Source organism: Rossellomorea sp. y25 (assembly GCF_038049935.1).
GTDB lineage: Bacteria > Bacillota > Bacilli > Bacillales > Bacillaceae_B > Rossellomorea.
In genome coordinates this window covers 1387794-1412558 of sequence record NZ_CP145886.1, presented here as the reverse complement: position 1 = coordinate 1412558, position 24765 = coordinate 1387794, and the positions used below count along the sequence as shown (strand labels likewise).

Here is a 24765-nt window from a genome sequence, read left to right as displayed (position 1 = left end):
ACTATATTAACAGGAAATATGGATACTTCATTTTGAAATCTACTTTTACAAGGGATTTGTGACGGTCATGGTCTGGTATTTCTATGATGTCCTAACGAATCCAGCCGAAATCACCAATAATCCGGCCGTTTTTCTGGATAATCCGGCGGAAATCATCAATAATCCAGCCGATTCTGATAAAAATCCAGCCGTTTTCTTAATTGATCCAGCCGTTTTCTTAATTGACCCAGCCGTATTACAATAATTGTAAAAAAAGAGCACAAAATAATTTCAAATCAATAAAAAGAGAGAGGCGCATCCCTAAGCGAATGACCTCTCTCTTTGTTCAGCTATACTCGGCACATCATATCTTCAATAAATCCTTCGTCACACGCTGGATAATCTCCGGCAGTACTGAGAATGTGTAAGGTTTATACACTCTCTCTGTCCACTGATGGCCATCCTTTCCATAAACTCCTATATTAATCGAAGGGATGTTCAGCTTTCTGATCATTTCGATAGGGACAGGATACAACTGATCGATCAGCGGCAGGTTCTTTTTGAATACCTCGATATCCTCGTCTTCTTCATGAAGAGAGAGAAAACTGCCGTCTGCTAGATAAGGGAAAAACCGTTTAATGACAAATTCTTCGCCGGTTTCTTTGGCTATATCATTTAAGCATTTTCCTAACGCTTCTCTTACCCTCTTGCCATACTCATTTTCTTCATTTACAAAGTTGTGAGGTAAAAATGGCGGTGCGAAGAAAATGATCACTCTGGGTGTTCGATCGGGATCCAGGTGCTGTAAGGCTTCCACCATCGTATATGCAATCGTTCTTCTATCTTCTCCTTCCATATCATGAAGAATCTTTTTCATGACAGGATCCGGATCAATGCCTCTTTCCTTTAGCCAGAAGATATACTCCCGTAATGTCAGCACCTCCACTTCCCAGGAAAACTCCCTTTCCGGGAAACCATGATAGCTCCGATATTGCTCAAACTGCTTTTTGCTCCGTTCTTCCAGTTCACTCACTGCCTTTAATGCTGCCTTTTTCATATCGTAGAGCACTTCTCTGGCGGTTCTCTCGTAGACAAAATAGTTGAAGTAAAGAGAAGCGCTAAGAGGGGTTTGGACATTATACGTATGCTTATCATCTTTGAAATACAAGCACGATGGCGGCAGGGTGAATTCTCCAGGTATATCCTCCAGATAATCCAGGTTCTGATTGATTTCGAGATTGATTTTTGAAGCAATCACAGTAGGATCGATGGATGTCAGCACATCCCCTACATGCGCTTCTCTTCCATATATATAAAAACTTGGCAGAAGCTTCCCTGCAGCACCTGTGTAAATATATCGTTTACAGTCCCCGTCATAGATCGGAGAAATGAAATCCGTATTGATCGCTGCCAAATAATCAAAGCCCTCTTTCTTTAAACGATAGAGATCACTTAAAGCAGCAATCATTCCGGCATGTTCACTTTCTTCGTCACCATTAAACAGGAAGAGTAAATTTCCTTCCGGGGCTGCTTGATCCGTATGGTGTAAAAGATTGGCTATGTGGACGGCAATCCCGCTCTGCATATCCAAGGCCCCTCTTCCAAATAGCCAGTTTCCAGAAAGTGCATCTTCCCTAACCTTTTCCTCTCCTTCATAATCCATAAAGAATTTCTGAAGAAAGTCGGGATCATGAGCCATATCTTGAAGTGCCCCATAATCATCCGTCCCTACCGTATCATAGTGGGCATGGAATAATACGGTTTTCGAAGACGTTCCTTTCACGAGGGCAAACACGTTTTTCCTTCCTGTGGGATCGTTCGGGACTTCTTGCAGCCAGACCCGATCAGGATGCTCCTGAAAATAAGGAAATGAGGAAATCATTTCATATATATACTGGGCTTTTTCACTTTCGCCTGTTGTTCCGTTATAGCTTTTCAGAGCGACTAAGGATCGTGTGATCTGCTCAATCTGCTCGGAGATTGAGTTGTTTTTCAATTGAGTATACACGTTAGTACCGCTCCTTTCCTTATGAAATGTTACTTCCTGCGTGGTAAATCGTTTACTGACTGGGCATTATAGAGACTGATTCTTCTATAATTGATAACATCTTATCGAAAACAAAAGGGGTTTGGAAGGGGTTTCAAGATATTTTCTTAAAAAAATTTCGGTATCCCCTATTGAAATCCAATCTATTACCGAATATTATAGAAGTTGCGTGTTTTTAATGTTCGTTTTTATTGGAGGTATTACGATGTTTAAATTGAAGGAACACGGCACTAATCCTAAAACTGAAATACTGGCAGGTATTACAACATTTTTAACAATGGTGTACATTGTCGTTGTGAATCCCATTATTTTAGCTGATGCAGGTGTCCCATTTGATCAAGTCTTCTTAGCAACCATTATTTCAGCCGTAGCCGGAACGTTATGGATGGCCTTGTTCGCAAACTACCCGATCGCCATCGCACCAGGGATGGGATTAAATGCTTATTTTACGTACTCAGTAGTCGGTGCGAATGATGATATTTCTTATATCGTTGCGTTTTCTGCCGTTTTTGTAGCAGGTATCATCTTTATCATTCTCTCTTTAACACCGTTTAGAAAAAAATTAATCGAAGCCATTCCTCAAAATCTAAAGCACGGCATAACAGCAGGAATCGGTTTGTTTATTGCGTTTATTGGATTACGATTGACAGGACTCATCCAAGCTCACCCAACAAATTTAGTACAGTTGGGGGATCTTCATTCATCCTCTGCGATCTTAGCGTTAATCGGGCTGGCTGTTACCCTGATCCTCATGGTCTTACGTGTCCATGGAGCATTATTTATCGGAATGATTGTCACTGGACTCGTTGCATTCTTTACAGGAGAATTATCATTTAAGGAAGGATTTGTGGCCCTCCCACATCTTCCAGAAGGACTGATCGTAGCAAATCCGGTAACTGCTTTTGCTGATGTTTTCCAGTATGGATTATATGCGGTAGTCTTCTCTTTCTTGCTTGTGACCATCTTTGACACAACGGGAACAATGATCGGAGTGGCTCAACAAGCAGGTCTTATGAAAGGCAACACGATGCCAAGAGCACGTGAAGCACTATTGGCTGATTCCATTGCAACGACTGTTGGAGCTATGTTTGGAACAAGTCCTACGTCCGCTTATATTGAATCTTCAGCCGGTGTTTCCGCTGGAGGAAGAACAGGACTGACAACATTAACGGTTTCTGTTTTGTTCATCGCTGCTGCATTCTTCGGTCCTCTTGTAAGTGCCGTATCGGGAATTTCAGCTATTACTGCTCCAGCACTTATCATCGTTGGAAGCCTGATGATGGGAAGCATCTCCCAAATTAAATGGGATCAATTAGATGAAGCCTTCCCTGCTTTCTTAATCATCCTAAGCATGCCATTAACATCAAGCATCGCAACGGGGATTGCACTGGGATTCATTTCTTATCCATTATTAAAAGTAGTAAAAGGACAATGGAAGCAGGTACATCCACTCGTGTATATCTTTGCCGTCCTGTTCTTCTATCAGCTGGCATTCCTGCCTCATTAAACCGATATAGATACTTGAAAGACCGTTCATAATGAACGGTCTTTTTGTAGTGCAAATTCAGCTGGTTGTGTCCATATTCTCTTGACACTTTTTAGATTTTCATCATCAAAAGTTAAACAATATATATCCGGCATTTCAAGCTTTCTCCAAAACCTGATATCATATTGAGGATCAAAGTAACTCATGATCAAAACCATAATATTACCATGTGTTCCAATCACAACGTTTTTCCCATTATATTCTTCAATGATCTTAAATATCCCTTGTACGCCCCTTTTTTGAGCAGTGAGATTCGACTCTCCGCCTTCCAAGGAAAAAGCAGGATCCTCCCACACCATTGAGATTGCCTCTTCAAAGTTTTGAACAGGTTTTCCAGAGAGAGTTCTTTCTCTCAATTCTTCATATAAATTGATTCCCTTCCCAATATGGCGGGCTGTCCCTTCAACGGTTTCCACCGCCCTTTTATATGGACTGGAACATACTGCATCAATCTTTTCCTTCTTTAATAATTCCGTTACATTCTCAGCACCCACCTTACCTTTCTCAGAAAGGGGTCTGGTTAATTCCTCGGGGGTATATTTTGAGTGAGCATGCCTCACCAGATACAGTTGAGTCATTGCCAACTTCAATCACTCCTTTTTACTTTCCAACCACAAAAAAGAGCTGTCATGGAGAACAGCTACTCTTATTTCCACACAACGTCCAATTGACTAGCATAAAATGTTATCGCCTTTTTATAAGGTTCGATGGTGGATTCTTGTGACGATTCTCCAATACATGTCAGCAGTAGCTCCATTGCTTGACTATGTTCGTTCAAATTATAGAGGGTCATGGAATAAAAGACCGTCAACGCTTTATTTTCAGGAAATCGTCCGATTGCTTTCTCGAACACGGTTTTGCTTTTATCATACTCTCCCAATGTCCGATATGTACTCCCTAATCCAAGATAGGCGCCTTGTAAATCTTTATCATCCAGTCCCAATTGAATCGAACTTTCGTAATAAGGAACGGCTTCGCTTTCGAGTCCCATTGCGTCATGGCTCCATGCACATTGGTAATGCAGAAAACCATTATCTGGTTCTTCCCCAATCAATCGCTTCCACCTTTCAATGGAAGCTGCGTATTCTCCCGACTCTCTCAGTTCAATGGCTTCTTCTATTTTTCTATTCATTTTAAAGTCTCCCATTCACTCTGGAATGAACTCCATCAGCCAGGAATCATGATGTTCGCCTTCATGAAGCTCATGCTCCCGTAGTATTCTCGCTTTACTATATCCACATTTCTCATAGCAGCGGATCGCTCTGGTGTTCCAAGTCATGGGATCCACCACGAGGCGGTGGACCCCCTCTTTCTTGAGCAAGTACTCTACTACAGCTCGAATGAGTTCCGTCCCTAAACCCCTGTTCCAATATGCCGCTTCTCCGATGAATTGATCCGTACCATAAATCACTTCATCTAAATTCGTGTAACCATACCGGATCATCGTTTCTTCATCAAGCTGATAATACTGGAGATAACCGATTTCACTCCCCTCATACTCAACCAGACAACCTGAGACGGCCCTCTCTGCAAGGAATTTCTCCTCCACCATCTGAAGAGTGAAGGGACGGTCCCTCCCTTCATAAAACTCCAGTACCTCCGGATCCTGCAACCACCTTGCCAACGTGTATTTATCCCCCTCCACTAAAGGACGGATAAATAAATCCCCACTCCTGACATTCATACACACACCTCCCATAGCTCTCCTCTTCCTCTATACATTCATCACTCACCAGAAAAAACCCTTTTTTTATTTGAGGGACGGGCATAGGTACGTTTCTCTGTATGACAAGTTTGTGAATTAATTCACATTTATGTATGTTATGCTATATTTCAGAGTAGAATATCAATGTGTTTCGTGTTATCATTTGGTTGTGAATTACTTCACAATATCTCCGCTCATATTCTGAAAGCTTTATTACTTTCTCTTAATCTCACCATTGTTAGATTCATGTGACCAATTTTTTTTACAAATAATTAGTGAATAGGTGATGACGTATGACAATCAAATGCACAAACAAAGTAGCTTTAATCGGTACAGGATTTGTAGGTTCAAGTTATGCCTTTGCTCTCCTCAATCAAGGAATCGCACATGAACTTGTGATGATTGATTTGAATAAGGAGAAAGCTGACGGAGACGCACGTGATTTAAACCATGGTCTTGCTTTCGCTTCTCCTATGAAAATATCTGCAGGAGATTACAGTGATTGTAAGGATGCTGACCTGGTCGTGATTACGGCAGGAGCTAACCAGCAGCCAGGCGAAACCCGTCTGGATCTGGTGGAAAAGAATGTGAAAATCTTCAAAAATATTGTAGACTCTGTCATGAATAGTGGATTCAACGGCATTTTCCTTGTGGCGACGAACCCTGTCGACATCTTAACGTATGCAACGTGGAAATTTTCCGGACTGCCGAAAGAAAGAGTCATCGGATCAGGAACGATTCTCGACACAGCCAGACTTCGTTACTTAGTCGGCGAGCACTTTGATATTGATACACGGAATATTCACGCCTATATTATGGGAGAACACGGAGACACGGAATTTCCCGTTTGGAGCCACACAACTGTAGGAGCAAGTCATTTAAGTGAGTTGATTGACCTCCACCAGGATGACGTCCAGAAACAGCTTGATGATATATTCGTTAATGTAAGAGATGCAGCCTATCACATCATTGAACGGAAAGGCGCAACCTATTATGGTATTGCCATGGGTCTTGCCAGGATTACCAAAGCGGTCTTTAACAATGAAAATAGCATTTTAACCGTTTCTGCCCTCCTTGAAGGGGAGTATCATCAGGACGATATCTACATCGGTGTTCCTGCGATTATTAATCGTGAGGGCATCAGAAAAGTCGTCGAGCTTCCATTAAATGATAAAGAAAAAGCTCAATTCGCCCACTCTGCAGAAACACTCAAACATGTGATGAAAAAAGCGATGGAGACTTGATCCATTCCCTTCGCTAACTTAATAGACACGCACGCCCACCCAACCTCCTCATAAGATAAAGAGAATTCTTTATGAGGAGGTTCTTCTATGTACGATCACAGACAATTATTCCCTGGATTTCCTGGCGGCGGAGGCGGCGGCTTTCCCGGATTCCCTGGAGGTGGCCAAGGATCAGGGGGCGGCGGCTTTGGCATCCCAGGTTTTCCTGGTGGAGGACAAGGCGCACCAAGCTCACCACCACCTACTGGCGGGCAAGGCGGACAAAATCAACCACCACCCGGACCACCACCGAACTTCCAACCGCAAAAAACGGTGATGCAAGGAACACAAGGTGGACCAAGTGTTTTTGCAGTAGACCCAGGTGCCATCAGAAGATGTTTATTCCGTTACACGTATATTTGGTTAAGAAGGGATGCTTTCTGGTTCTATCCTGTCTTTGTTGGACGCCGTTCCATTGCCGGATGGAGATGGATTGGATTCACATGGGTATACTTCGGCATCGACTTGGATAAAATTGAATCCTTTACGTGCGTGTAGGACTGCTCATGTATTCATATCCATACTATAGGACCGGCAACACCAAGGGGACGATTACTGTAACAGGTGAGCATACCCTTTATATCGATCCTGATCAAGCCATTGTCTCTGTCGGTGTTGTCACTAAAGATGAAGAGCTTGAAGCGGCCCAAAACCAGAACCAGCAACAATCGAGTCAAGTCGTTCAATCACTATTAAACAACGGAGTGTCACAAAAGGATATCCAGACCTCCACCTATCAAGTGTTCCCACAGTACAACTATGAGGACGGAAAGCAAATTTTCACAGGATATGAGGTTCGCCAAGTATTCCGAGTTACCATTCAGAACATTGAAAAAGTCGGTACGATTATTGATGATGCCATTAAGAGCGGTGCGAATCGTGTAGAAAACATTTCATTTGTCAATTCCAACCCCATCGAATCCTATCAGCAGGCCCTTGCTATGGCATATCAAAAGGCGTATCAAAAAGCACTCACATTATCCAGCCAATCGGGGCAGCAGCTCGATCCCCAGCCAAAGTCCATCACAGAGCAATCAAGCCCAATCGTCACCCCCTTTATGACCACCGGGTTTGTAAAAGCCGCTGAAGAGAGTGCAGCCGTCCAACCAGGACAAATCGCCGTCACAGCCATCTTGACAGTAGAATACCAAACCCGATAAACGACAAACTGCCAAAACAATTCAGTACTTTGGCAGTTTGAATAACGTTTTAGAGGGACGGACCTCCAGGTTTGGTGGTTTATGCGTCGATTTCTACTTTCATGCGTTAAAAATCCTTTCACTCATGACTAATACTAAAGAGCCCATCCCGAAAACGAATGAGCTCCCCCTGCTATCGCCCAAACCTCAGCTCAGGATTCACCACATGCGCTGCCACTTTTTCAGCAGACGCAACCACTTCATCGTCACTCATCATTCGAACCCCATGCTCTACATAAGCAGGCAAGAATGTCATTCCCGTTAAATTAGCAGTAGCCTGCAGTGGTTTCAGCAGTTCACTCATGGAGTAGTGATTAAAGCCTCCTGATCGGTAAGCTCCACCCGGACCACCGGTTGAAGTCACGACTAAGAATTCTTTTCCGTGAAGCTTCGTCCCCTCTGCTCCATAAGCCCATCCATATTCTAACACCTTATCCTGCCATTCTTTTAAAATCGCCGGTGTGCTGTACCAGAAGAATGGAAATTGGAAGACGATTCGGTCATGTTCTAATAAAAGATTTTGTTCTCTCTTAACATCAAAATTCATGTTCGGATATTCTTTATATAAATCATGTACAATAACGTTCTCTTCTTTTTCCAAACGTTCTGACCAAGCTTTGTTCATTCTTGATTCTTGTAAATTTGGATGTCCTACTAACACTAGTGTTTTCATTTCAACTACTCCTTATTTGTATGTACAAATAATATCATCATTTGTTTGTACACACAACTAACATGGTAAAAAATTTTATTTTTTATTTTCCAATATCGAATTGGCTTCGTTCACATCACGCGTCAGCTTGCGAGCCTGTTCCTCCCCCATGATTTCAGCATAGCGTTTAAATAGGTTCTTCCAGCACTGAGAAATGTCACCCTGCATGCTATAGCCTTTATCCGTCAGGGCAATGATTGCTAACTTTCCTTTGTTCTTTCGTGTAACAAGTCCCTTCATCTCTAATTTATCAACAAATCGGGTACTTGTTGAAGGAGCGATATTTAAAGCACCACTAAGCTCTTTTTGTGTTAGACCGTCTTTATCCTTTAAGGTCATCAACAAAAATGCATAAGTGGGAGACAAACCGATCGGCGCAAACTCTTCCTCCGCCATCTTGTTCATCATTCTTGCCAAGTGATTGGCAGAAAAATAGAGACAGTTACAGAATTGATCTTCCACTATCCTCGACCTCCGTTAATGTTTGTATGTACAAACTACATCAGTCATGAGGATTTGTCAATGGTTTCCACTCTACTCACCCAGGGATTTCGATTTACGGCTGCATGCGTCCATTGCTGTTAAGATGGCTCCTTTAAAATTATTTTTCTCCAGGGCTGACACAGCTTCAATCGTTGCTCCGCCCGGTGAACATACGGCATCCTTCAATTCCCCCGGATGAGTGCCTGTTTCAAGGACCATCTTCGCCGCTCCAAGTACAGCCTGTGCTGCCAGCTGATAGGCTTGTTTTCTTGGAACGCCTTGCAGAACCGCTCCATCGGCCAGTGCTTCTATGAACATAAATACATATGCAGGAGATGATCCGCTCACAGCCGGAATGGCATCCATCAAGCTTTCCTCTACCATTTCAGACTTTCCGAAGCTATCTAAGATCGCTTTCACATCTTCAAGATCAGCGTCGGTTAATTCGCCATTTACACAGTACGCTGTCATACCTTCACCTACAAGAGACGGTGTATTTGGCATGGTTCGGACAATTTTAACAGACTTAGAAAGCTGACTCTCCATCCAATCAATCGTGATTCCTGCAGCAATGGTAATGATGATGGCGTCCTTTTTCAGAGAATCCTTTATTGATTCAACAATGTTCCGATATTGATCTGGTTTCACTGCTAAAAACACTATGTCTGAAAAAGCTGCTACGCTCTTATTATCACTAATAACCCCCACTCCAAATTCCTCTGCTACTTTTTCCTGCGTCTCTTGTGTTCTGGCGCTGGCTTTAACCGAATGATTCTCTACTAAACCGGACTTCAATATCCCCCCCATGATCGCTTGTGCCATATTTCCGCACCCTATAAATCCAATGGTTTTATTCATTTTTTCACCTCGTCAGTTTGTATGTAAACAGTCTTTAGCATCATACCAAATTTTTCTCCACATATAAAATAAACGCCATTAAAAAAGGCTCAAAGGAGAAATCCTTCAAACCTTTCCATCATTCCACCAGCTTCCCGCAATGGGGGCAAAGAGATTTTTGATAATCCTTTGGAATCTTCCTGTGACAATGAATACATGTCTTTACATACACAGGCTGTTCAAATAAATCCTCTGACATTCCGTATCCCCTTTTAAATGTGGTCCTCATCAAACGGACTAATAATCCGATGATCACACCTGTAATAAGGAGTGCCCAAATCATTTTTCTCTCGCTTTTTCAAGAATTTCACTGTAGTGCAAATCGACGATTGGCTCATCATGGAGCAATCTGTCCCTGATCTCTGAAAGCAAGGACTCCTCGACCTCTGATAAATTCTCTAGATCCCACTTTTTATGGAAAACAGAATAAAGTGTTAAATCCCTGAGGAGCAGAAAATGGGGAATGCGGTCCACCCATTCTTTCTCTAAATCACACTCCGTCAAATATCCTTTTAAAAACGAAATGAGGAACCTTCTGCCAAATTGACTACGGGTATCTAAGTTCTCATTACGAAGCTTCCACCACACGGAATAGTATAGGGGAATGGCGACATCACTTATAAAAAAGAACTGTGTACTATCATCAAAGTCAAACACATGAATATCACCCTTATGGTAAAAAAAGTTCCCTGGATGGATGTCAGAGTGAATCAGTCCAAAGGTATCTTTCGTTTCCTCATAGCTTTTGATCGTTTTTTTATTTATCTCACCTTTTTCGATGATGTACTCATCTTTCACAGAAGATAAATACTTCCCATACTTCAACACGTCATCCTCATCCCAACGATCACGACGATTGATACCCTGAACATATCCTTTTGTCACTCGATGCATATGTCCTGTGATTTTCCCCCATTTGTAAAAGAGTTCCTCATCGAACAATGGGTCATTTATCTTAACCGGACTTCCTGGAGCTTTATCAAACAAACAAACATAAAAATACGTGTCCCCTGCTTTGATAATTTCTACGAGCTTCCCTTTATCAGAATGTTTGACTAATGATACATTCACTCCGTGTTTATGTAAGTAGTTAATCCATTTCAGTTCAGCTTCCACTTCTCTTTCTGAACGATGAGAACTGTGAGTGAGGCGGAGGATATAGGGGCTGTCTCCCTTATGAACCTCATACACATAGTTTTCAAAGTCTCCGAGCTTCTTCGCTTGAGCAGTGTTACAGCCATATCGTGAGGCAGCTTCCGCAAATAGCTCCTCTGTAAAAAGTTCTTCGATCCATTTTTCCATTGTACCTTCTCCTACTCCACTAAAGTATTGGTCTCTTTTCTCAGGAGAGCCACTCGATACGGAAACAGCTCTGCTGTCATAATCCCCTCTTTTACGGTAGGATCTTCCTTCATGAACGCTCTGGCCTTTTCCGCATCTTCCGCTTCAAAAATAACGATTCCAAAAGCATTTTCTTCTTCATTTAACGTTCTGCCGGCAAGGATCACCACTCCAGAGTCCGTAAGCTCCTTCAACCTCTCAAAATGACGATGAACAATCCCCTCATCCCCGGTTGTCCAATTTTCTTCTTTATGTAAGCGCGGAATCAGCTTTAATACATAGATAAATTCCATCGTGATCGAACCTCCTTCTCCACTATATATACGACTTCACTTACCGGGATTCCTTTTTAAGTAAATCAAGTAAACGCAAAAAAGCGATTGAACCCTGTTCAACAGCTTACATGGTTATTTAAGAATCCATGCTCCCTCATCCATTCATCCATCGCCCGATTTGAGTATCTTTTTCACAGGCATCACCTTTTTATGAATGCTCAGTTAAAGAAATCAGGATACGAATGAATATCAGGTGTTTTCACAATATGGATTTCTTTCCTTGCATTGATGGAGGCATAGAACACCTCATCGATTGAAGAGAATCCCGCTTTCCCGATTTCTTCCCATACCCGTTTTTCCTCCACGTTTAATTTATCTAAAACGCTTGTATGCAATACTCCATCTACAATAAGAGGGAACGCAAGGCTCGTTCGCTTCATGACTCCCGCATCTTCAGCTGTAACGGTTTGTTTTGAAGGCATCTTTTGAATCGATAAACTTCCGTTAGGCTCAATGATTCCGATTTGTATATCTTCCAGCAGGAAAACTTCTTTTTCCCGAAGGAGCATCAAGATATTATCAATCGTATAACCGGTTTTCTTTAATTCTTCTTTTAGAATCTGACCGTTTTCAATGACAACAGTAGGTTCAAAGGAAAGAATTTTACCCATTTTTCTTGAAGAAATTTTCATTTTGGTCAAGATTTTTTGTAATATGGCGATAAGAATCATTGCGACGATGGTATGGATGTGTTCGATGTTGGGATCGGCAATATCTGCCCCTACAACAGAACCGAATACAAGGACCACTAAAAAGTCAAACACCGGTAATTCTCCAATTGACCGCTTTCCCATATATAGTGTCACAAATATCATAAATGGAAGGATCGTAAAGATTCTTAATGCTACGATACCTAAGTCTTTAAAATCTACCATAAGCAGCTCAAATCCTTTATGTCTCAGATAAGGATAGTTTCCCCTATCTTAGATCAAACATGAAAGGTGTTTTCAGTCACGAAAAAGAACCAACCATTGGGGAAGGTTCTTCTACTCACTTATCTTTTGAAATTCAAGGTCCTTTTCACTCATCAAGTACTGCAATGCCGTGCGGAATGTGAGGAAGCTTTTGATTCCTTGAAGTTCTCTTACTCCTGAATTGATCATCACTTGAGTCAGAGCCGGGGTAAATCCGACGAAAAGGGTTTCGATCCCCATCAACCCAATAGCTTTGACCATGTTATGTATATAAGTGCCGAAGATGTCAATTTCCCCGATTTCATTTTCTGATATGGCTGAAAAGTCTATAATAATCGTACTAATATCTTCTCCATATGACACGTCCAGTATCTTTGAAATGATCCGCTCAAAGCGTTCAGGGTTGAGTCTTCCAGTAACAGGAATCAATATGGTTTCAGGGATGATGGATGGGATAATGGGTGCAGAAATATCCATGATGATTTGTTCCGATTGAGCTAACTGTTCTTGTAATTCCTTAATTTCCTGTTTTAATCGTTGGATTTCTTGCTTTTCATCTGTCATGATAAACCTCATCGCTTATAGAATGTTTTTATTTGTAAAACGATTTCTTCCTTTCTATTTTAGCACTTTGGTTATAGAATCACCTAATTATTTAATATGTAATTAGATTAATAGATTCCAGTGAAAAACCAGCCTCATCGGCTGGTTTTCTCATGCGAATGCTTTTTCCTGTTCCTTGTGGAAGAAACTTTTCATGGCGTGGAACACATCGGCTTTTTGTTTGAGAATATAGTAACGGAAATCGTCGTTTTTAATGTTCTTGTAGGCTGACATGAGAGTGGAATGACGGTTATACTGGTTTACTTCCCCGTATCCGAACATGCTGGATACTTTCATTAATTCTTCTACAAGCTTGACACATCGCACGTTATCAGACGTTAAATTATCTCCATCAGAGAAGTGGAACGGATAGATATTGTAGCGGCTCGGAGCGTACTTTCCATCGATGAGTTCCAACGCTTTACGATAAGCTGATGAACAGATGGTTCCTCCGCTTTCCCCTTTAGAGAAGAAATGTTCTTCTGACACCACTTTGGCTTCGGTATGATGAGCGATGAATTCAATTTCCACCGTTTCATATTTAGTGCGTAAGAAGCGGGTCATCCAGAAGAAAAAGCTTCTTGCCATATATTTCTCCCATACTCCCATACTTCCACTCGTATCCATCATGGCCAAGACGACCGCTTTGGATTCAGGTTTCAACACTTCATTCCATGTTCTGAACTTCAAGTCTTCGGTATATATCGGATGAAAGCTTGGTGCTCCTTTCATGGCATTTCTCTTGAAGGCAGACATCATCGTCTTCTTTTTATCTATATTCCCCATTAGGCCTGTTTTACGGATATCATTGAATTCAATGTGCTCGACGGTTTGAACATCTTGCTCCTTCTTCTTTAGGTTCGGAAGTTCCAATTGGCTAAATAAGGCTTCTTCAATCTCCAGCATCGACACTTCTGCTTCATAGTAGTCTTCACCGGCTTTATCTCCGGCCCCTTGACCTTTTCCAGGACCCTGCTGCTGTGGTGTGCCGTCTCTTGCAATGACGTCCCCTACCTGACTCTCACCGTCTCCTTGCCCGACATGTTTATTCTTATCATAGTTGTAACGAATTTTATATTCATCTAAAGAACGAATCGGTATCTTGACGACGTCTCGACCATTGGACATGACAATATTTTCTTCTGTAATCAAATCAGGTAAGTTATTTCGAATCGCATCCTGTACTTTCTCTTGATGTCTTTGTTGATCATCGTGACCTTTGCGGTGGAGGGCCCAATCTTCCTTGGAAATGACAAACTGATGATTATCCATTTGACTCAAATTATTCCCCTCCTTAAAATTTTTCACAATTTTTCGTTTTCCTGCATACACTATGTTGACTGTCTAAACTGCATGTATCCCATGAAGTGAAACGGGGATTACTCTATCCTATGCAGAAGTATTGATAAATTTACAAATAATTTCGACAATTAAACGTTCTTTTTTGATTGGACAAGCCTATTTTTCTGACAGGTTGTGTAGAGGTCATTGATCGTTCTATAGAAATGACTCCATAGCACGTTCAGTCAAAAAAAAATAACCAGGCAGAAACACCTGATTAAGCTTCTTCTTCATATTGAGCCGGGTCTGATACTCGATTGTGTATCTTTAATTCGCCACTGGAACGTAACTTTTCCATTTGCTTCCCTAGCTTAATGACTTCCTCCATATTGGAGGCCATGCTTCCGTTAAGAGGTTCTGCATCTTCTGGCCGATGAGGTTTAGAAGACATCCTCTCCACCCACTTTCATATTAGATAATGGGCCCAGCTCTCTATCTATAGACTATTATATTCAGACTTTTCCGTCAACTATTCCTTGTCTTTCTCTTTAAATTGAACAGGGTCGGGTTGTTTCTTGTCTTCTTTCAGCTCTTCATTCGTTCTGAGTTTGTCCATTTGCTTCCCTAGCTGCTCCATCTCTTCCATATCATGTGCCATGGATCCATTTTCAGGTTCATAGTTTTTATCCAGTTCATATTTGTTTTTGGTCAATATTCTCACCTCTTGGCTACTACTTTTCCCTGTAGGTAAGAGATTTAAACTTTAAAGAAAAATCGGGAGGTGCCCGGCACCTCCCGATTTCACTTCTATTAACGATTCAACAGGCTGCCCACATAGCGCAGTAATTCGTTGGCGGATGTAGAGTTGTAGCCGTGTTCATCGATGAGGCGGGCAACCACTTCGTTGACTTTCTTCAGCTGCTGTTCGTCTGGCGTTTTAGATGAAGTCGTGATTTTCACAACGTCCTTCAAGTCAGCGAATAGCTTCTTCTGAATGGCTTCTCTCAAGCGATCATGTGAATTGTAGTCGAAACGTTTTCCTTTGCGGGCATAGGCAGAGATACGGATAAGAATTTCTTCACGGAATGCTTTTTTCGCATTTTCTGAAATGCCGATTTGCTCTTCAATGGAGCGCATCAGCTTTTCATCCGGATTGATTTCTTCACCGGTTAATGGATCATGAAGCTTAGCCTTATTGCAGTATGCTTCAACGTTATCAAGATAGTTATCCATAAGCGTCTTCGCAGACTCTTCATATGAATACACGAAGGCTTTCTGAACTTCTTTCTTGGCAATATCATCGTATTCCTTACGGGCGAGGGAGATAAAGTTCAAATACTTATCACGAAGCTCATTTGTAATCGATGGATGCTGATCCAGTCCTTCTTTCAAAGCACGTAGCACATCTAACGCGTTAATGGTCGGTATCTCTTTACGAATGATCGTAGATGAGATTCGGTTAATGACGTAACGCGGATCGATTCCGCTCATTCCTTCATCCTGATATTCCTTCTTCATTTCATCCACATCTGCGGAGTTAAAGCCTTCGACATTCTCACCGTCGTACAAGCGCATTTTCTTGATTAAATCAATATCACCACGCTTTGGTTCTTTCAATCGGGTTAAAATGGTGAACATCGCCGCTACCCGTAACGTATGAGGAGCCACGTGGACGTTCGACACATCACTTTCGTTGATCATTTTCTCATATATTTTCTCTTCTTGAGTGACTTTCAGGTTATATGGAACCGGCATGACAATAATACGGGAATGTAAGGCTTCATTCTTCTTATTAGAAATGAAGGATCTATACTCAGTTTCATTCGTATGAGCCACAATCAACTCGTCGGCTGAAATAAGGGCAAATCGGCCTGCCTTGAAGTTTCCTTCCTGAGTAAGGGATAATAAGTGCCATAAGAACTTTTCATCACACTTAAGCATTTCCTGGAATTCCATCAATCCACGGTTTGCTTTATTTAATTCTCCATCAAATCGGTAAGCCCTCGGATCTGACTCAGAACCAAACTCGGCAATCGTGGAAAAGTCGATACTTCCTGTTAAATCAGCGATATCCTGTGATTTTGGATCAGATGGACTGAACGTACCAATTCCGACACGTTTATCTTCAGAGAAAAAGACTCTTTCGACCTGAACGTCTTCTATGCGGCCATGATATTCTTTCTCCAAACGCATAGTATTTAACGGAGAGAGATTTCCTTCAATGCGAATGCCATATTCGTTGTAAAAATCTTCACGTAAATGTTGAGGAATCAAATGCAGTGGATCTTCATGCATCGGACAGCCTTTGATTGAAAAGACGCCTCCTCTTTCAGTCCGGGAATACTGCTCCAACCCGCGTTTAAGCATCGACACAAGGGTTGATTTCCCTCCACTAACAGGGCCCATCAGTAACAAGATTCTCTTTCGGACATCTAATCGCTTCGCAGCAGGATGAAAGTATTCTTCAACGAGTCTTTCCAGCGCCTCTTCTAAGCCAAATAATTGATTGCTGAAGAACTTATACTTTCGTTTCCCCTCGACCTCCTCAACCCCGGCATCCTTAATCATATTAAAGACTCTTGAATGAGCGGATTGCCCAACCCAAGGCTTCTCTTTCAGCAGGTCTAAATACTGAGCAAACGTCCCTTCCCATTTCAGTTTCTCTTCTTCTTCTCGGTAATGTTCGATTTTTTTTAAAATATCCATAAGGACCTCCCCCTGTCGCTTAATGAGAGACGATTAATATACTGTATGCGCTTGGTCAACTGAACATGTTAACAAGATATATTTATTACAGACAAAGGTCCGATATTCACGGGAAACAATAGGGCATGCCTGTAAGATACAAGGGTTTTCATTTTCATTTCGTCAAGCTGCCATAGATTCAGTAAAAAAATAACTGATTTCATTCACATCAAATAAAAAATAGGCTATACTAAAGACAGACTGTGGAATAAGTGAAACTGGGAGGTTACCAAACATGGGTACTATAATGATTATAGGTGTATCTTTAGCATTCTTAGTAGCGATTTTCACTGCTGGATATAATGATAAACCCGGCTCCAACTAATTCATAAACTAAAAAAACTGGCCCGGGCCAGTTTTTTTAGTTATTACGCCATATTAAATTAAGAGCAATCACTACAAATGTCCCCACGATCAACCCATTACTCATTACAATTTGAAGCGAACTCGGAAGGTCTTTGAAAAGATCCGAAGATTGAAAGAAAAGACTCGTGCCACTCAAAAGTGAAATACCAATGATTGATAATTCCCTTTGTTTCAACTGAATCGAAGTTATCTTCTTTACCGAAATGATAAACATATTCACGATTGTTGAAAGCAGCGCTGCACTTGCGACGGCTACAGGCAAAGTAGACACGACATGGACCACCTGTGGCATAAAGGATATGAGTAATAAACTGCCTGCTGCTATAAGAAATGGCAGACCGCTTCTTTGTTTCGTCGTTTGTACAAAACCGGATGTAACCGGTAAGGGCACAATGGCAAGAGCAGAGAAAATGGATGATAACCAATGATTGATTCCTCCGACGACAAACCCTCTTCTTATACTGTCTTGTTTATTGATCTTCTCTCCATCATAAACATCATACATCGAATCAATGGCTGCAATATTGTTTAGAATCAGGGTAAACGAAAACAGAATAGTCGCAGTGATGATACTACCGTTGATTGCAGGGGGTCCCCATGAAAATAGTTCTGGCACAGCTAGACTATTAAGATCCCTCTGTCCAATAGGGGTAGAAGCCCCACCGAAAATGGCGAACACACCCCAGCCAACAATGATGCCTATTAAGAGTGAAAACTGCTTTCCCCAACCTTTTGCTTTAATTGATAGAATCACAATAAAGATAAAAACGAATATGGCAAGCATCGTCAGTTTCCAATCAACGTTTCCTTCTTCTTGTACGATCATCCCATTAAAAAAGATACCACTAAGCTGAATCGCTAGAAGAAACAAAAATACACCTGAAACCAAAGGTGGAAATACTCTTTGGTAAAATAATTTATTTTTCACTAATCCCATAAGGATCAGTATACATCCTGCTAAAGCAAGTGAGCCCATACCAAGTGATAAAGATTCTTCAACCGACAGACCATTTTGCTTAGAAAAGGCTGCCAAAATAACAAACACACTTACCCAGGATCCAGCCGGTCCTTCAATAATCGGAAGGGAATGTCCAATTACTTTCTGAAGAATGGAGCCGAGAGCAACCAGGAAAAGCGTTCTTTGCATTAACCCTGAAATCTCGGTCTCACTTAAACCAAACACACTACCAATCACAATGGGAAGAGCAATCGACGTGCCAATTAAAAACATGAGCCATTGAAAGCTTTGTAGGGCGGTTCCTACGGTCTGCCCTTTGTATTTCATGATACTTTAACCGCTCCGGCTTTAAGCAGCATCTCCTCAATTTCTACAAAACCTCTTTCCCTCGCACGCTCAATTGGTGATTTACCTTCCCGATCAGGAATGGTTACATCCGCACCATACTCGATTAATGTGGCAATAATCTCTTGATGTCCCTCTCCACCGTCACTCAATACAATGGCTTCCATCAACGCCGTCCAGCCAAGATCGTTAACATGATTGATATCGACGTTTGTTTTATCCAGTAAAAGTTTCACGGTCTCCCCGTGGCCTTTTTCCGCAGCTGGAATTAGAGCGGTTCCGCCATATCGATTCACTAAAGCAGGATCTGCTCCTGCTTCGATTGTGAGAAGCAGAATGTCATTCATTCCTTCTGCACCGGCGTACAGAAAAGGATTGTTTTTTAATTCATCCTGTAAATGAATATCGGCTCCCTTATCAATCAGTAAACGGACCATATCCGTATTATTTTGATATGTCGCCAGCATAACAGGCGTTCTACCAAGGGCATCCTGTTGATTAATATCAGTCCCTTCATCAATTAACGTTTCTACCTCTTCAATATATCCTTCTTTTATATAGGTGAAAATCACTTCTTTTTCCTCCTTTTGAGCATTAAACGAACATCCCGCTAGAGTACTGATAAAAATAGCAATGAGCATCTTCTTCATTTTCACTCCCCCTAACAACTTTTAGGGTATCACGGCTTGATATATATGGATAATATCTATTAAATTGTATTATTATATATTTATCATATAAGGAAGGGGAATACCATGCTGGACCTTAAACAACTGCGTTACTTTTTGGCGATTGTGGAAGAAAAAACAATACTCGCTGCAGCAAAGCGACTACATATGTCTCAGCCCCCCCTAAGTCAGCAGCTGCGCACGATGGAAGAGGATCTCGGTGTGAGCTTGTTTTACCGGAAAGGAAGAAAACTGGTGATTACAGAGGCTGGTAAAGCCCTTTATCAGCATGCTTATCAGATGATCAAGCTGCTGGAGGCTGCTGAAGCAGAAGTGAAAGAAATTGGTTCAGGGGAAAAAGGCAAGCTGAGGGTTGGTGTAAATACATTATCAGACATTGATTTACCATATATTTTGAAAGAGTATGAAAAGAACTTCCCAAACATCACCTATAACATTCATCAAAACGAATCCTCACAGCTCATTCATCTTTTAGAATTACGTGAGATTGATGCTGCTCTGATTCGACTGCCATTTTCAGCAGACAATATGGAGACGGTGACCCTTCAAGAAGAGCCATTTTACTACATTACGAATGTTCCGATTTCAAGTCATGGCACGATTGCATTAGAAGATATTGTTCACCAGCCATTAATCCTTCCAAGTACACGAAGTTTGGGCTTGTACGAAATGATTGTTCAGTCATTTACTTCAATCGGGTTGACGCCGTATATAAAGGCAGAATGTTCGGATACCGTTCTTCTTGCCAATCTTGTGGAACAAGGATTCGCTTCCTCCATCGTTCCCCATAGTGCTCTGCAAGTATTTAAGCATAAAGACGTTCAACAATTGGAAATTGAGAACATGAACAACGCAAGCTACGGTATCGTATGGAAAAAAGACTTCTATCTTCCTAAAACAACGAGGGAGTTTATCCGGTTAGTCACAGAACATTTTAAAGTCGGGTTTCCGGAGATGGATTAGGAAAAAGCCCGAAAAAGATTTGATCTTTTCGGGCATATTTTTTTAGATTCTTTATCTACACGCGGGTGCTACCTTTTATTAAATCCTTTCTTCTCCACAAATTCCTTCATATACATGCGTTTCTTACCTGACAGCATGTTGGCCATTTGCTCGGTCCATCGATCCGAACGTTTGCCGTCCGTTCGTACATGATAATAGGAAGAAATGGTTTCGTCATAGCGATCGAGTCCCTCTTTCATGTACCCTTCATCATGTTGATATGAATCCTCATGGTAAATGGCTTCCATTGGCAACCTCGGCTTCACATCAGAATTTCCTTCAGGGAAACCGACAGCCAGCCCGAATAAAGGAATGACGCGATCAGGAAGCTCCAGCAGTTCACTTACTGATTCCAGATCATTCCGAATCCCACCAATATAGCAAATGCCCATTCCCATGGATTCAGCAGCAATGGACGCATTTTGGGCCGCCAGTGAAGCATCAATCAATGCCACCATGAATTTCTCCGTGCTTTCAAGTGTTGGAATGACATCAGCATTTTCCCATTCACCTATCTTCTCGTGGCGGTACAAATCGGCACAGAATATAAAGAAATGACCATTTTCTTCTACATATAATTGTGGACCGGCAAGCTCCGCCAACTTCTTCTTTTTAGCAGGATCCTTCACCCCAATGATTGAATACGCTTGAATATAACTGGACGTACTGGCAGCCTGGGCACTCGAGACAATTGTCCGGATTTGCTCCTCGGTTAACGGCTCACTCTTGAATTTCCGTATGGATCGATGCTTAAGAATCGTTTCAATGGTTTCATTCATTATGTACTCTCTCCTTCACATTCTTTCCCTTAGTATAAGCCAAATAAAAAAAGGAATGAAAATCATATGATTCTCATTCCTTTTTTTTATAACAGACCCGGATATTTTCTTTGTCTTAATGCTTCATAAATCAGAATCGCCGCTGTATTGGAAAGGTTCAATGAACGCACGTTTTCGTTCATTGGTATGCGCAGGGCGCGATCCAAATTATTTTGGATGATGTCATCCGGCAGTCCTGAAGTTTCCCTGCCAAAAATGAAGAAGTAATCCTTCTCTTCTACACTGTAGTCAAAATCAGTGTGAGGGATCTTTCCGTATTTTGTTAAGTAGAAAAATTCTCCACCGTCATTTTTCTCGAAGAACTCTTCAATTGAATCATAGTATACAATGTTTACAAACTGCCAATAATCAAGGCCTGCCCGCTTTAACATTTTATCATCTGTTGAGAACCCGAGTGGACGGATCAAGTGCAGAGTTGTGTCCGTTGCTGCACACGTTCTCGCAATATTCCCTGTATTAGCAGGGATTTCTGGTTGATATAATACAACATGTACTCCCATGTTCCTGTCACCTCATTCATAAAACTCTAAGTGACATTATACCATTTCCTCCCCATAGAACAAGACTTAGCCGTCATCTACTATGGTAAAAAATCTATACTTGATATTGGGTGTATAAGCAGTCGAGTCCTCATACTTCCAATACCGCATTCTGCTGTTGAACGTATGGGCATTCACGAGAGGCTCTCCTGCAGCATCTTTACCGGTTACGATCGTAGTATGGTCAAAACGACCATCCCCTTCAAAGTCATAGCAGATGACATCTCCAAGCTTCAACTCTTTAGCGTCATTTACCTGTCTTCCCCTTAACCCGACCGTCGAATTGGGGATATACCATCTCATGGAATTCGCAACCGTCCAGCTATAGCTCCAGTTCTGATTTCTCATCCACCAGCCTTTCCCTTTCGTCGGATACCCCCGCATGGGAGCGTCCCCGGCATGGAGGCACTGTGAAATATAGTTCGTGCAATCATTCTCAAACTTCTTATATGCAGGGTTATAGCTGTTCCACCATCGCTCAGCATATTGCACCGCGCTAAGCCGATCATATTGATACGTCACTCTAGCCTCTTTCCCGTCGAAGTTTGAACTCTCTTCACGTACAACATTCTCTTCATAGAGAATCGGAATCTCGCCGTCTTCATAGATTTTACCCTTATAAAATGCTGAACGCCTATTCTCTACTTCTTCTTCTAAATAAAGAAGATCCCCCTGCTTAATAAGATATTTATAGTGAACATCGTATAAAATGGTTTGTGTTTCATTACGCTGGGGTGTCATGCTTTGGATTTTCCCTGCTGCATCCACCTTTACAATTTCCGCATTCCGTCGAAGACAAGATTCCTTCTTGCTTCTCACTTTGTCATTGTGATAATCTGACTGACTGCGGGATGTATATTCATCAATCACATGTTGAACCTTTTCCATTAACAGCTTTCTGATCATTGTCTTCCCTCCTCCCTAATTGTTATGCGGGGAGAAGACTGTTCAAAACAAAAAAGGATAAACTCAGGTGGATATGTGAGTTTATCCTTTTGGACTATTTGGTTATCAGGCTAAGGCCCTTTTTGATTTCGTTTAATACATCGTCATCTGTTTCTACTGACTGCTGTTTCAGTAACGCCTGTTGTGCTTCTTCTCCGCCGATTTTGCCAAGTGCCCATGCAGAGGTACCTCGGATCACCGGTCTAACATCCTTTTTCATCACGTCAACGAGATCTTTAATGGCTGTTGTATCCTTATAATGAGCGAGTGCAATGATCGCGTTTCGCTGGATCGGCTTCTTACCTCTCCATGAACCGGATACATGACCATACTTTTCTTTAAACTCACGGTTACTGATCGTTAGAAGCGGCTTTAATAGCGGCTTTGCAATTTCTGGATCCGGCTCCATCTCTTCGTGAAAATGAAAGTCCATCCCTTTATTTTCAGGACATACGGTCTGGCAGGTGTCACATCCATAAAGGCGGTTCCCAAGCTTTACCCGGTATTCATCGGCAAGAAAGCCCTTTGTTTGCGTCAAAAAGGCAATGCATTTCTGAGCATCCAGCTGTCCTCCTTCGATAAGAGCTCCCGTTGGGCAGACATCCACGCATTTATTGCATGTGCCACATTGGTCCTCCATCGGTGTATCAGGGGCAAAGGGAAGATTTGTCACCATTTCCCCGAGATACACATAGGATCCGAACTCAGGTGTTATAATCGAACAGTTTTTTCCGCTCCAGCCAATCCCGGCACGCTCAGCCACGGCACGGTCAACGAGTTCACCCGTATCCACCATGGATTTGAAACGTGCCTGGGGAACCCTTGATACGATATATTCTTCCAGCTTTGAAAGACGATCCCTAAGCACATGGTGATAATCCGTCCCCCATGATGCCCGGCAAAAGATCCCCCGTCTCTCTCCCCGTTTACTTTGTGGAGCGTTCTTCATTTTGGAAGGGTAGGCGAGAGCAATGGCGATGATCGATTTCGGCTTATCAAATATCAAAGAAGGATCAACCCGCTTTTCTATGTCCTTTTCCTCAAACCCGGATTGATACCCGAGCATCTCCTGGCGCAGGAGCCTGTTTTTCATTTCCGAGAACGTATCCGCCGTTGTAAAGCCAATCTTATCAATGCCGATTTCCTTGCTATACTCGATGATATCCTGTTTTAATTGATCGATATCCATCGCCCTGTCCTCCTTTCTATCTATATATTCAACACTTACAATTAAGCTTACGTGAAATAGGAACGTGTATTATGATAAACTATTTTAAAACAAATGTGGAGGGAAAATAAGTGGAAATCACGATTGATTCATCCATTACAAGCAAAATCCCCGATTTCAAAGTGGGATTCATTCAATATCATGATATCGAAGTCGGCACTTCTCCTCAAATGCTGAAAGGAAGGCTTCAGCTGTTCCAGGAATCCATCTTCTTTGATCTTCACGATAAAAATGTGACGGAAATTGAAGGAATTGTCGCGTGGCGGGACATCTTCAGGAAAACAGGAAAGGACCCAAATCGCTACCGTCATTCTGCCGAAGCCCTTTTTCGCCGGGTTAAAAAACAGAATTATTTGAGCACCATTAACTCAAGCATCGATCTCAACAACTTCTTCTCCCTTCAATACGAAGTGCCCATCGGCATTTACGACAGGGATCAACTTAACGGAGACACCATTCAATTGAAAATTGGTGAAACCGGACAATCATACATAGGGCTCAACGGCCGGGAAAACTCCCTGGAAAACCTGATCGTCGCATGTGACGGGGACGGACCTTTCGGAAGTCCATTCGTCGACTCAGACCGAGCACCCGTCGGGGAAGAAACCAAAAATTCCGTTCAGATCATCTTTCTGAAGCCTTCCCTTTCTATAGAAGAAAGCGAGAAACTCACGAAATCGTTAATGGATATGTTCCTCGGTGTCCATGGTGGAGAAGGATCATTTGAAGTGGTGGGTGGATAGAAGTTTGTGCAGGATCCCTGTTTCACGGGATCCTGTTTTTT

Annotated in this window: 28 protein-coding genes; 7 read left to right on the top strand and 21 right to left on the bottom strand. The window is 42.0% G+C overall.

Going from position 1 to position 24765, the window contains the following annotated elements:
- Positions 1-67 precede the first annotated feature (67 nt).
- A complete protein-coding gene (locus AAEM60_RS07030; protein WP_341357720.1) occupies positions 68-244 on the top strand; it encodes a hypothetical protein in 177 nt (58 codons plus the stop codon).
- A 99-nt stretch (positions 245-343) separates the two neighbouring features.
- On the opposite strand, the gene AAEM60_RS07025 is transcribed toward AAEM60_RS07030, so the two are convergent.
- Entirely contained in the window at positions 344-1987 is a 1644-nt protein-coding gene (locus tag AAEM60_RS07025) for a M20/M25/M40 family metallo-hydrolase (protein WP_299739791.1), read from the bottom strand.
- Positions 1988-2231: 244 nt separating this feature from the next.
- Between AAEM60_RS07025 and AAEM60_RS07020 the strand changes: the two genes are divergently transcribed.
- Positions 2232-3533, top strand: coding sequence for an NCS2 family permease (locus AAEM60_RS07020; protein WP_341357719.1), 1302 nt, complete (start codon positions 2232-2234; stop codon positions 3531-3533).
- A 26-nt stretch (positions 3534-3559) separates the two neighbouring features.
- On the opposite strand, the gene AAEM60_RS07015 is transcribed toward AAEM60_RS07020, so the two are convergent.
- The 3 genes from AAEM60_RS07015 to AAEM60_RS07005 form a co-directional block, all read right to left on the bottom strand.
- Complete coding sequence (locus AAEM60_RS07015) at positions 3560-4150, bottom strand: histidine phosphatase family protein (protein ID WP_299741269.1); 591 nt, start codon at positions 4148-4150, stop codon at positions 3560-3562.
- A 68-nt stretch (positions 4151-4218) separates the two neighbouring features.
- Positions 4219-4704 (bottom strand): tetratricopeptide repeat protein, encoded by a 486-nt coding sequence (locus AAEM60_RS07010; protein WP_299739787.1) that lies wholly within the window; start codon positions 4702-4704, stop codon positions 4219-4221.
- 15 nt (positions 4705-4719) lie between these two features.
- On the bottom strand, positions 4720-5256 hold the full coding sequence (locus AAEM60_RS07005) for a GNAT family N-acetyltransferase (RefSeq protein ID WP_341357718.1): 537 nt from the start codon (positions 5254-5256) through the stop codon (positions 4720-4722).
- Positions 5257-5570: 314 nt separating this feature from the next.
- Here AAEM60_RS07005 and AAEM60_RS07000 point away from each other — a divergent pair, with 314 nt between their 5' ends.
- From AAEM60_RS07000 to AAEM60_RS06990, 3 genes are all read left to right on the top strand, one after another.
- A complete protein-coding gene (locus AAEM60_RS07000) occupies positions 5571-6521 on the top strand; it encodes an L-lactate dehydrogenase (RefSeq protein ID WP_341357717.1) in 951 nt (316 codons plus the stop codon).
- A gap of 87 nt (positions 6522-6608) precedes the next feature.
- The gene (locus AAEM60_RS06995; RefSeq protein ID WP_299739782.1) at positions 6609-7058 is read left to right on the top strand and encodes a hypothetical protein; all 450 of its coding nucleotides are present in this window, start codon (positions 6609-6611) and stop codon (positions 7056-7058) included.
- A gap of 8 nt (positions 7059-7066) precedes the next feature.
- Positions 7067-7720, top strand: a complete 654-nt coding sequence (locus AAEM60_RS06990; RefSeq protein WP_341357716.1) for an SIMPL domain-containing protein — start codon at positions 7067-7069, stop codon at positions 7718-7720.
- Positions 7721-7892: 172 nt separating this feature from the next.
- On the opposite strand, the gene AAEM60_RS06985 is transcribed toward AAEM60_RS06990, so the two are convergent.
- The 13 genes from AAEM60_RS06985 to AAEM60_RS06925 form a co-directional block, all read right to left on the bottom strand.
- Positions 7893-8432: an NAD(P)H-dependent oxidoreductase gene (locus AAEM60_RS06985; RefSeq protein WP_341357715.1), complete on the bottom strand. Its 540-nt coding sequence runs from the start codon at positions 8430-8432 to the stop codon at positions 7893-7895.
- 75 nt (positions 8433-8507) lie between these two features.
- Complete coding sequence (locus AAEM60_RS06980; protein ID WP_299739776.1) at positions 8508-8933, bottom strand: MarR family transcriptional regulator; 426 nt, start codon at positions 8931-8933, stop codon at positions 8508-8510.
- 72 nt (positions 8934-9005) lie between these two features.
- On the bottom strand, positions 9006-9812 hold the full coding sequence (gene proC, locus AAEM60_RS06975; RefSeq protein WP_299739774.1) for a pyrroline-5-carboxylate reductase: 807 nt from the start codon (positions 9810-9812) through the stop codon (positions 9006-9008).
- A gap of 318 nt (positions 9813-10130) precedes the next feature.
- A complete protein-coding gene (locus tag AAEM60_RS06970; protein WP_299739770.1) occupies positions 10131-11153 on the bottom strand; it encodes a phosphotransferase in 1023 nt (340 codons plus the stop codon).
- Positions 11154-11164: 11 nt separating this feature from the next.
- Positions 11165-11485, bottom strand: coding sequence for a YciI family protein (locus AAEM60_RS06965; protein WP_341357714.1), 321 nt, complete (start codon positions 11483-11485; stop codon positions 11165-11167).
- Positions 11486-11685: 200 nt separating this feature from the next.
- Complete coding sequence (locus AAEM60_RS06960) at positions 11686-12402, bottom strand: DUF421 domain-containing protein (RefSeq protein ID WP_341357713.1); 717 nt, start codon at positions 12400-12402, stop codon at positions 11686-11688.
- Between the two features lie 111 nt (positions 12403-12513).
- The gene (locus AAEM60_RS06955) at positions 12514-13005 is read right to left on the bottom strand and encodes an STAS domain-containing protein (protein WP_299739764.1); all 492 of its coding nucleotides are present in this window, start codon (positions 13003-13005) and stop codon (positions 12514-12516) included.
- 150 nt (positions 13006-13155) lie between these two features.
- Positions 13156-14325, bottom strand: coding sequence for a sporulation protein YhbH (gene yhbH / locus AAEM60_RS06950; protein ID WP_341357712.1), 1170 nt, complete (start codon positions 14323-14325; stop codon positions 13156-13158).
- Between the two features lie 277 nt (positions 14326-14602).
- Complete coding sequence (locus AAEM60_RS06945; RefSeq protein ID WP_299739760.1) at positions 14603-14776, bottom strand: multidrug ABC transporter ATPase; 174 nt, start codon at positions 14774-14776, stop codon at positions 14603-14605.
- A gap of 78 nt (positions 14777-14854) precedes the next feature.
- A complete protein-coding gene (locus AAEM60_RS06940) occupies positions 14855-15037 on the bottom strand; it encodes a hypothetical protein (protein ID WP_299739758.1) in 183 nt (60 codons plus the stop codon).
- A 98-nt stretch (positions 15038-15135) separates the two neighbouring features.
- The gene (locus tag AAEM60_RS06935) at positions 15136-17031 is read right to left on the bottom strand and encodes a PrkA family serine protein kinase (protein WP_044337899.1); all 1896 of its coding nucleotides are present in this window, start codon (positions 17029-17031) and stop codon (positions 15136-15138) included.
- A 400-nt stretch (positions 17032-17431) separates the two neighbouring features.
- Complete coding sequence (locus tag AAEM60_RS06930) at positions 17432-18721, bottom strand: purine/pyrimidine permease (protein WP_299739753.1); 1290 nt, start codon at positions 18719-18721, stop codon at positions 17432-17434.
- Positions 18718-19389, bottom strand: coding sequence for an ankyrin repeat domain-containing protein (locus AAEM60_RS06925; RefSeq protein ID WP_341357711.1), 672 nt, complete (start codon positions 19387-19389; stop codon positions 18718-18720). Before AAEM60_RS06925 ends, AAEM60_RS06930 begins: the two co-directional genes overlap by 4 nt.
- Before the next feature lie 105 nt (positions 19390-19494).
- On the opposite strand from AAEM60_RS06925, the gene AAEM60_RS06920 reads away from it, so the two are divergent.
- On the top strand, positions 19495-20391 hold the full coding sequence (locus AAEM60_RS06920) for a LysR family transcriptional regulator (RefSeq protein ID WP_341357710.1): 897 nt from the start codon (positions 19495-19497) through the stop codon (positions 20389-20391).
- Between the two features lie 68 nt (positions 20392-20459).
- On the opposite strand, the gene nfsA is transcribed toward AAEM60_RS06920, so the two are convergent.
- From nfsA to queG, 4 genes are all read right to left on the bottom strand, one after another.
- Positions 20460-21209, bottom strand: a complete 750-nt coding sequence (gene nfsA / locus AAEM60_RS06915; protein WP_299739747.1) for an oxygen-insensitive NADPH nitroreductase — start codon at positions 21207-21209, stop codon at positions 20460-20462.
- Positions 21210-21295: 86 nt separating this feature from the next.
- Positions 21296-21769, bottom strand: a complete 474-nt coding sequence (gene trmL, locus AAEM60_RS06910; RefSeq protein WP_299739745.1) for a tRNA (uridine(34)/cytosine(34)/5-carboxymethylaminomethyluridine(34)-2'-O)-methyltransferase TrmL — start codon at positions 21767-21769, stop codon at positions 21296-21298.
- A gap of 66 nt (positions 21770-21835) precedes the next feature.
- Complete coding sequence (locus tag AAEM60_RS06905; RefSeq protein ID WP_299739743.1) at positions 21836-22714, bottom strand: amidase domain-containing protein; 879 nt, start codon at positions 22712-22714, stop codon at positions 21836-21838.
- Positions 22715-22808: 94 nt separating this feature from the next.
- Positions 22809-23942: a tRNA epoxyqueuosine(34) reductase QueG gene (queG, locus tag AAEM60_RS06900; protein WP_299739741.1), complete on the bottom strand. Its 1134-nt coding sequence runs from the start codon at positions 23940-23942 to the stop codon at positions 22809-22811.
- A 110-nt stretch (positions 23943-24052) separates the two neighbouring features.
- Between queG and AAEM60_RS06895 the strand changes: the two genes are divergently transcribed.
- Complete coding sequence (locus AAEM60_RS06895; RefSeq protein WP_299739740.1) at positions 24053-24724, top strand: phenylalanine--tRNA ligase beta subunit-related protein; 672 nt, start codon at positions 24053-24055, stop codon at positions 24722-24724.
- Positions 24725-24765: the final 41 nt, after the last annotated feature.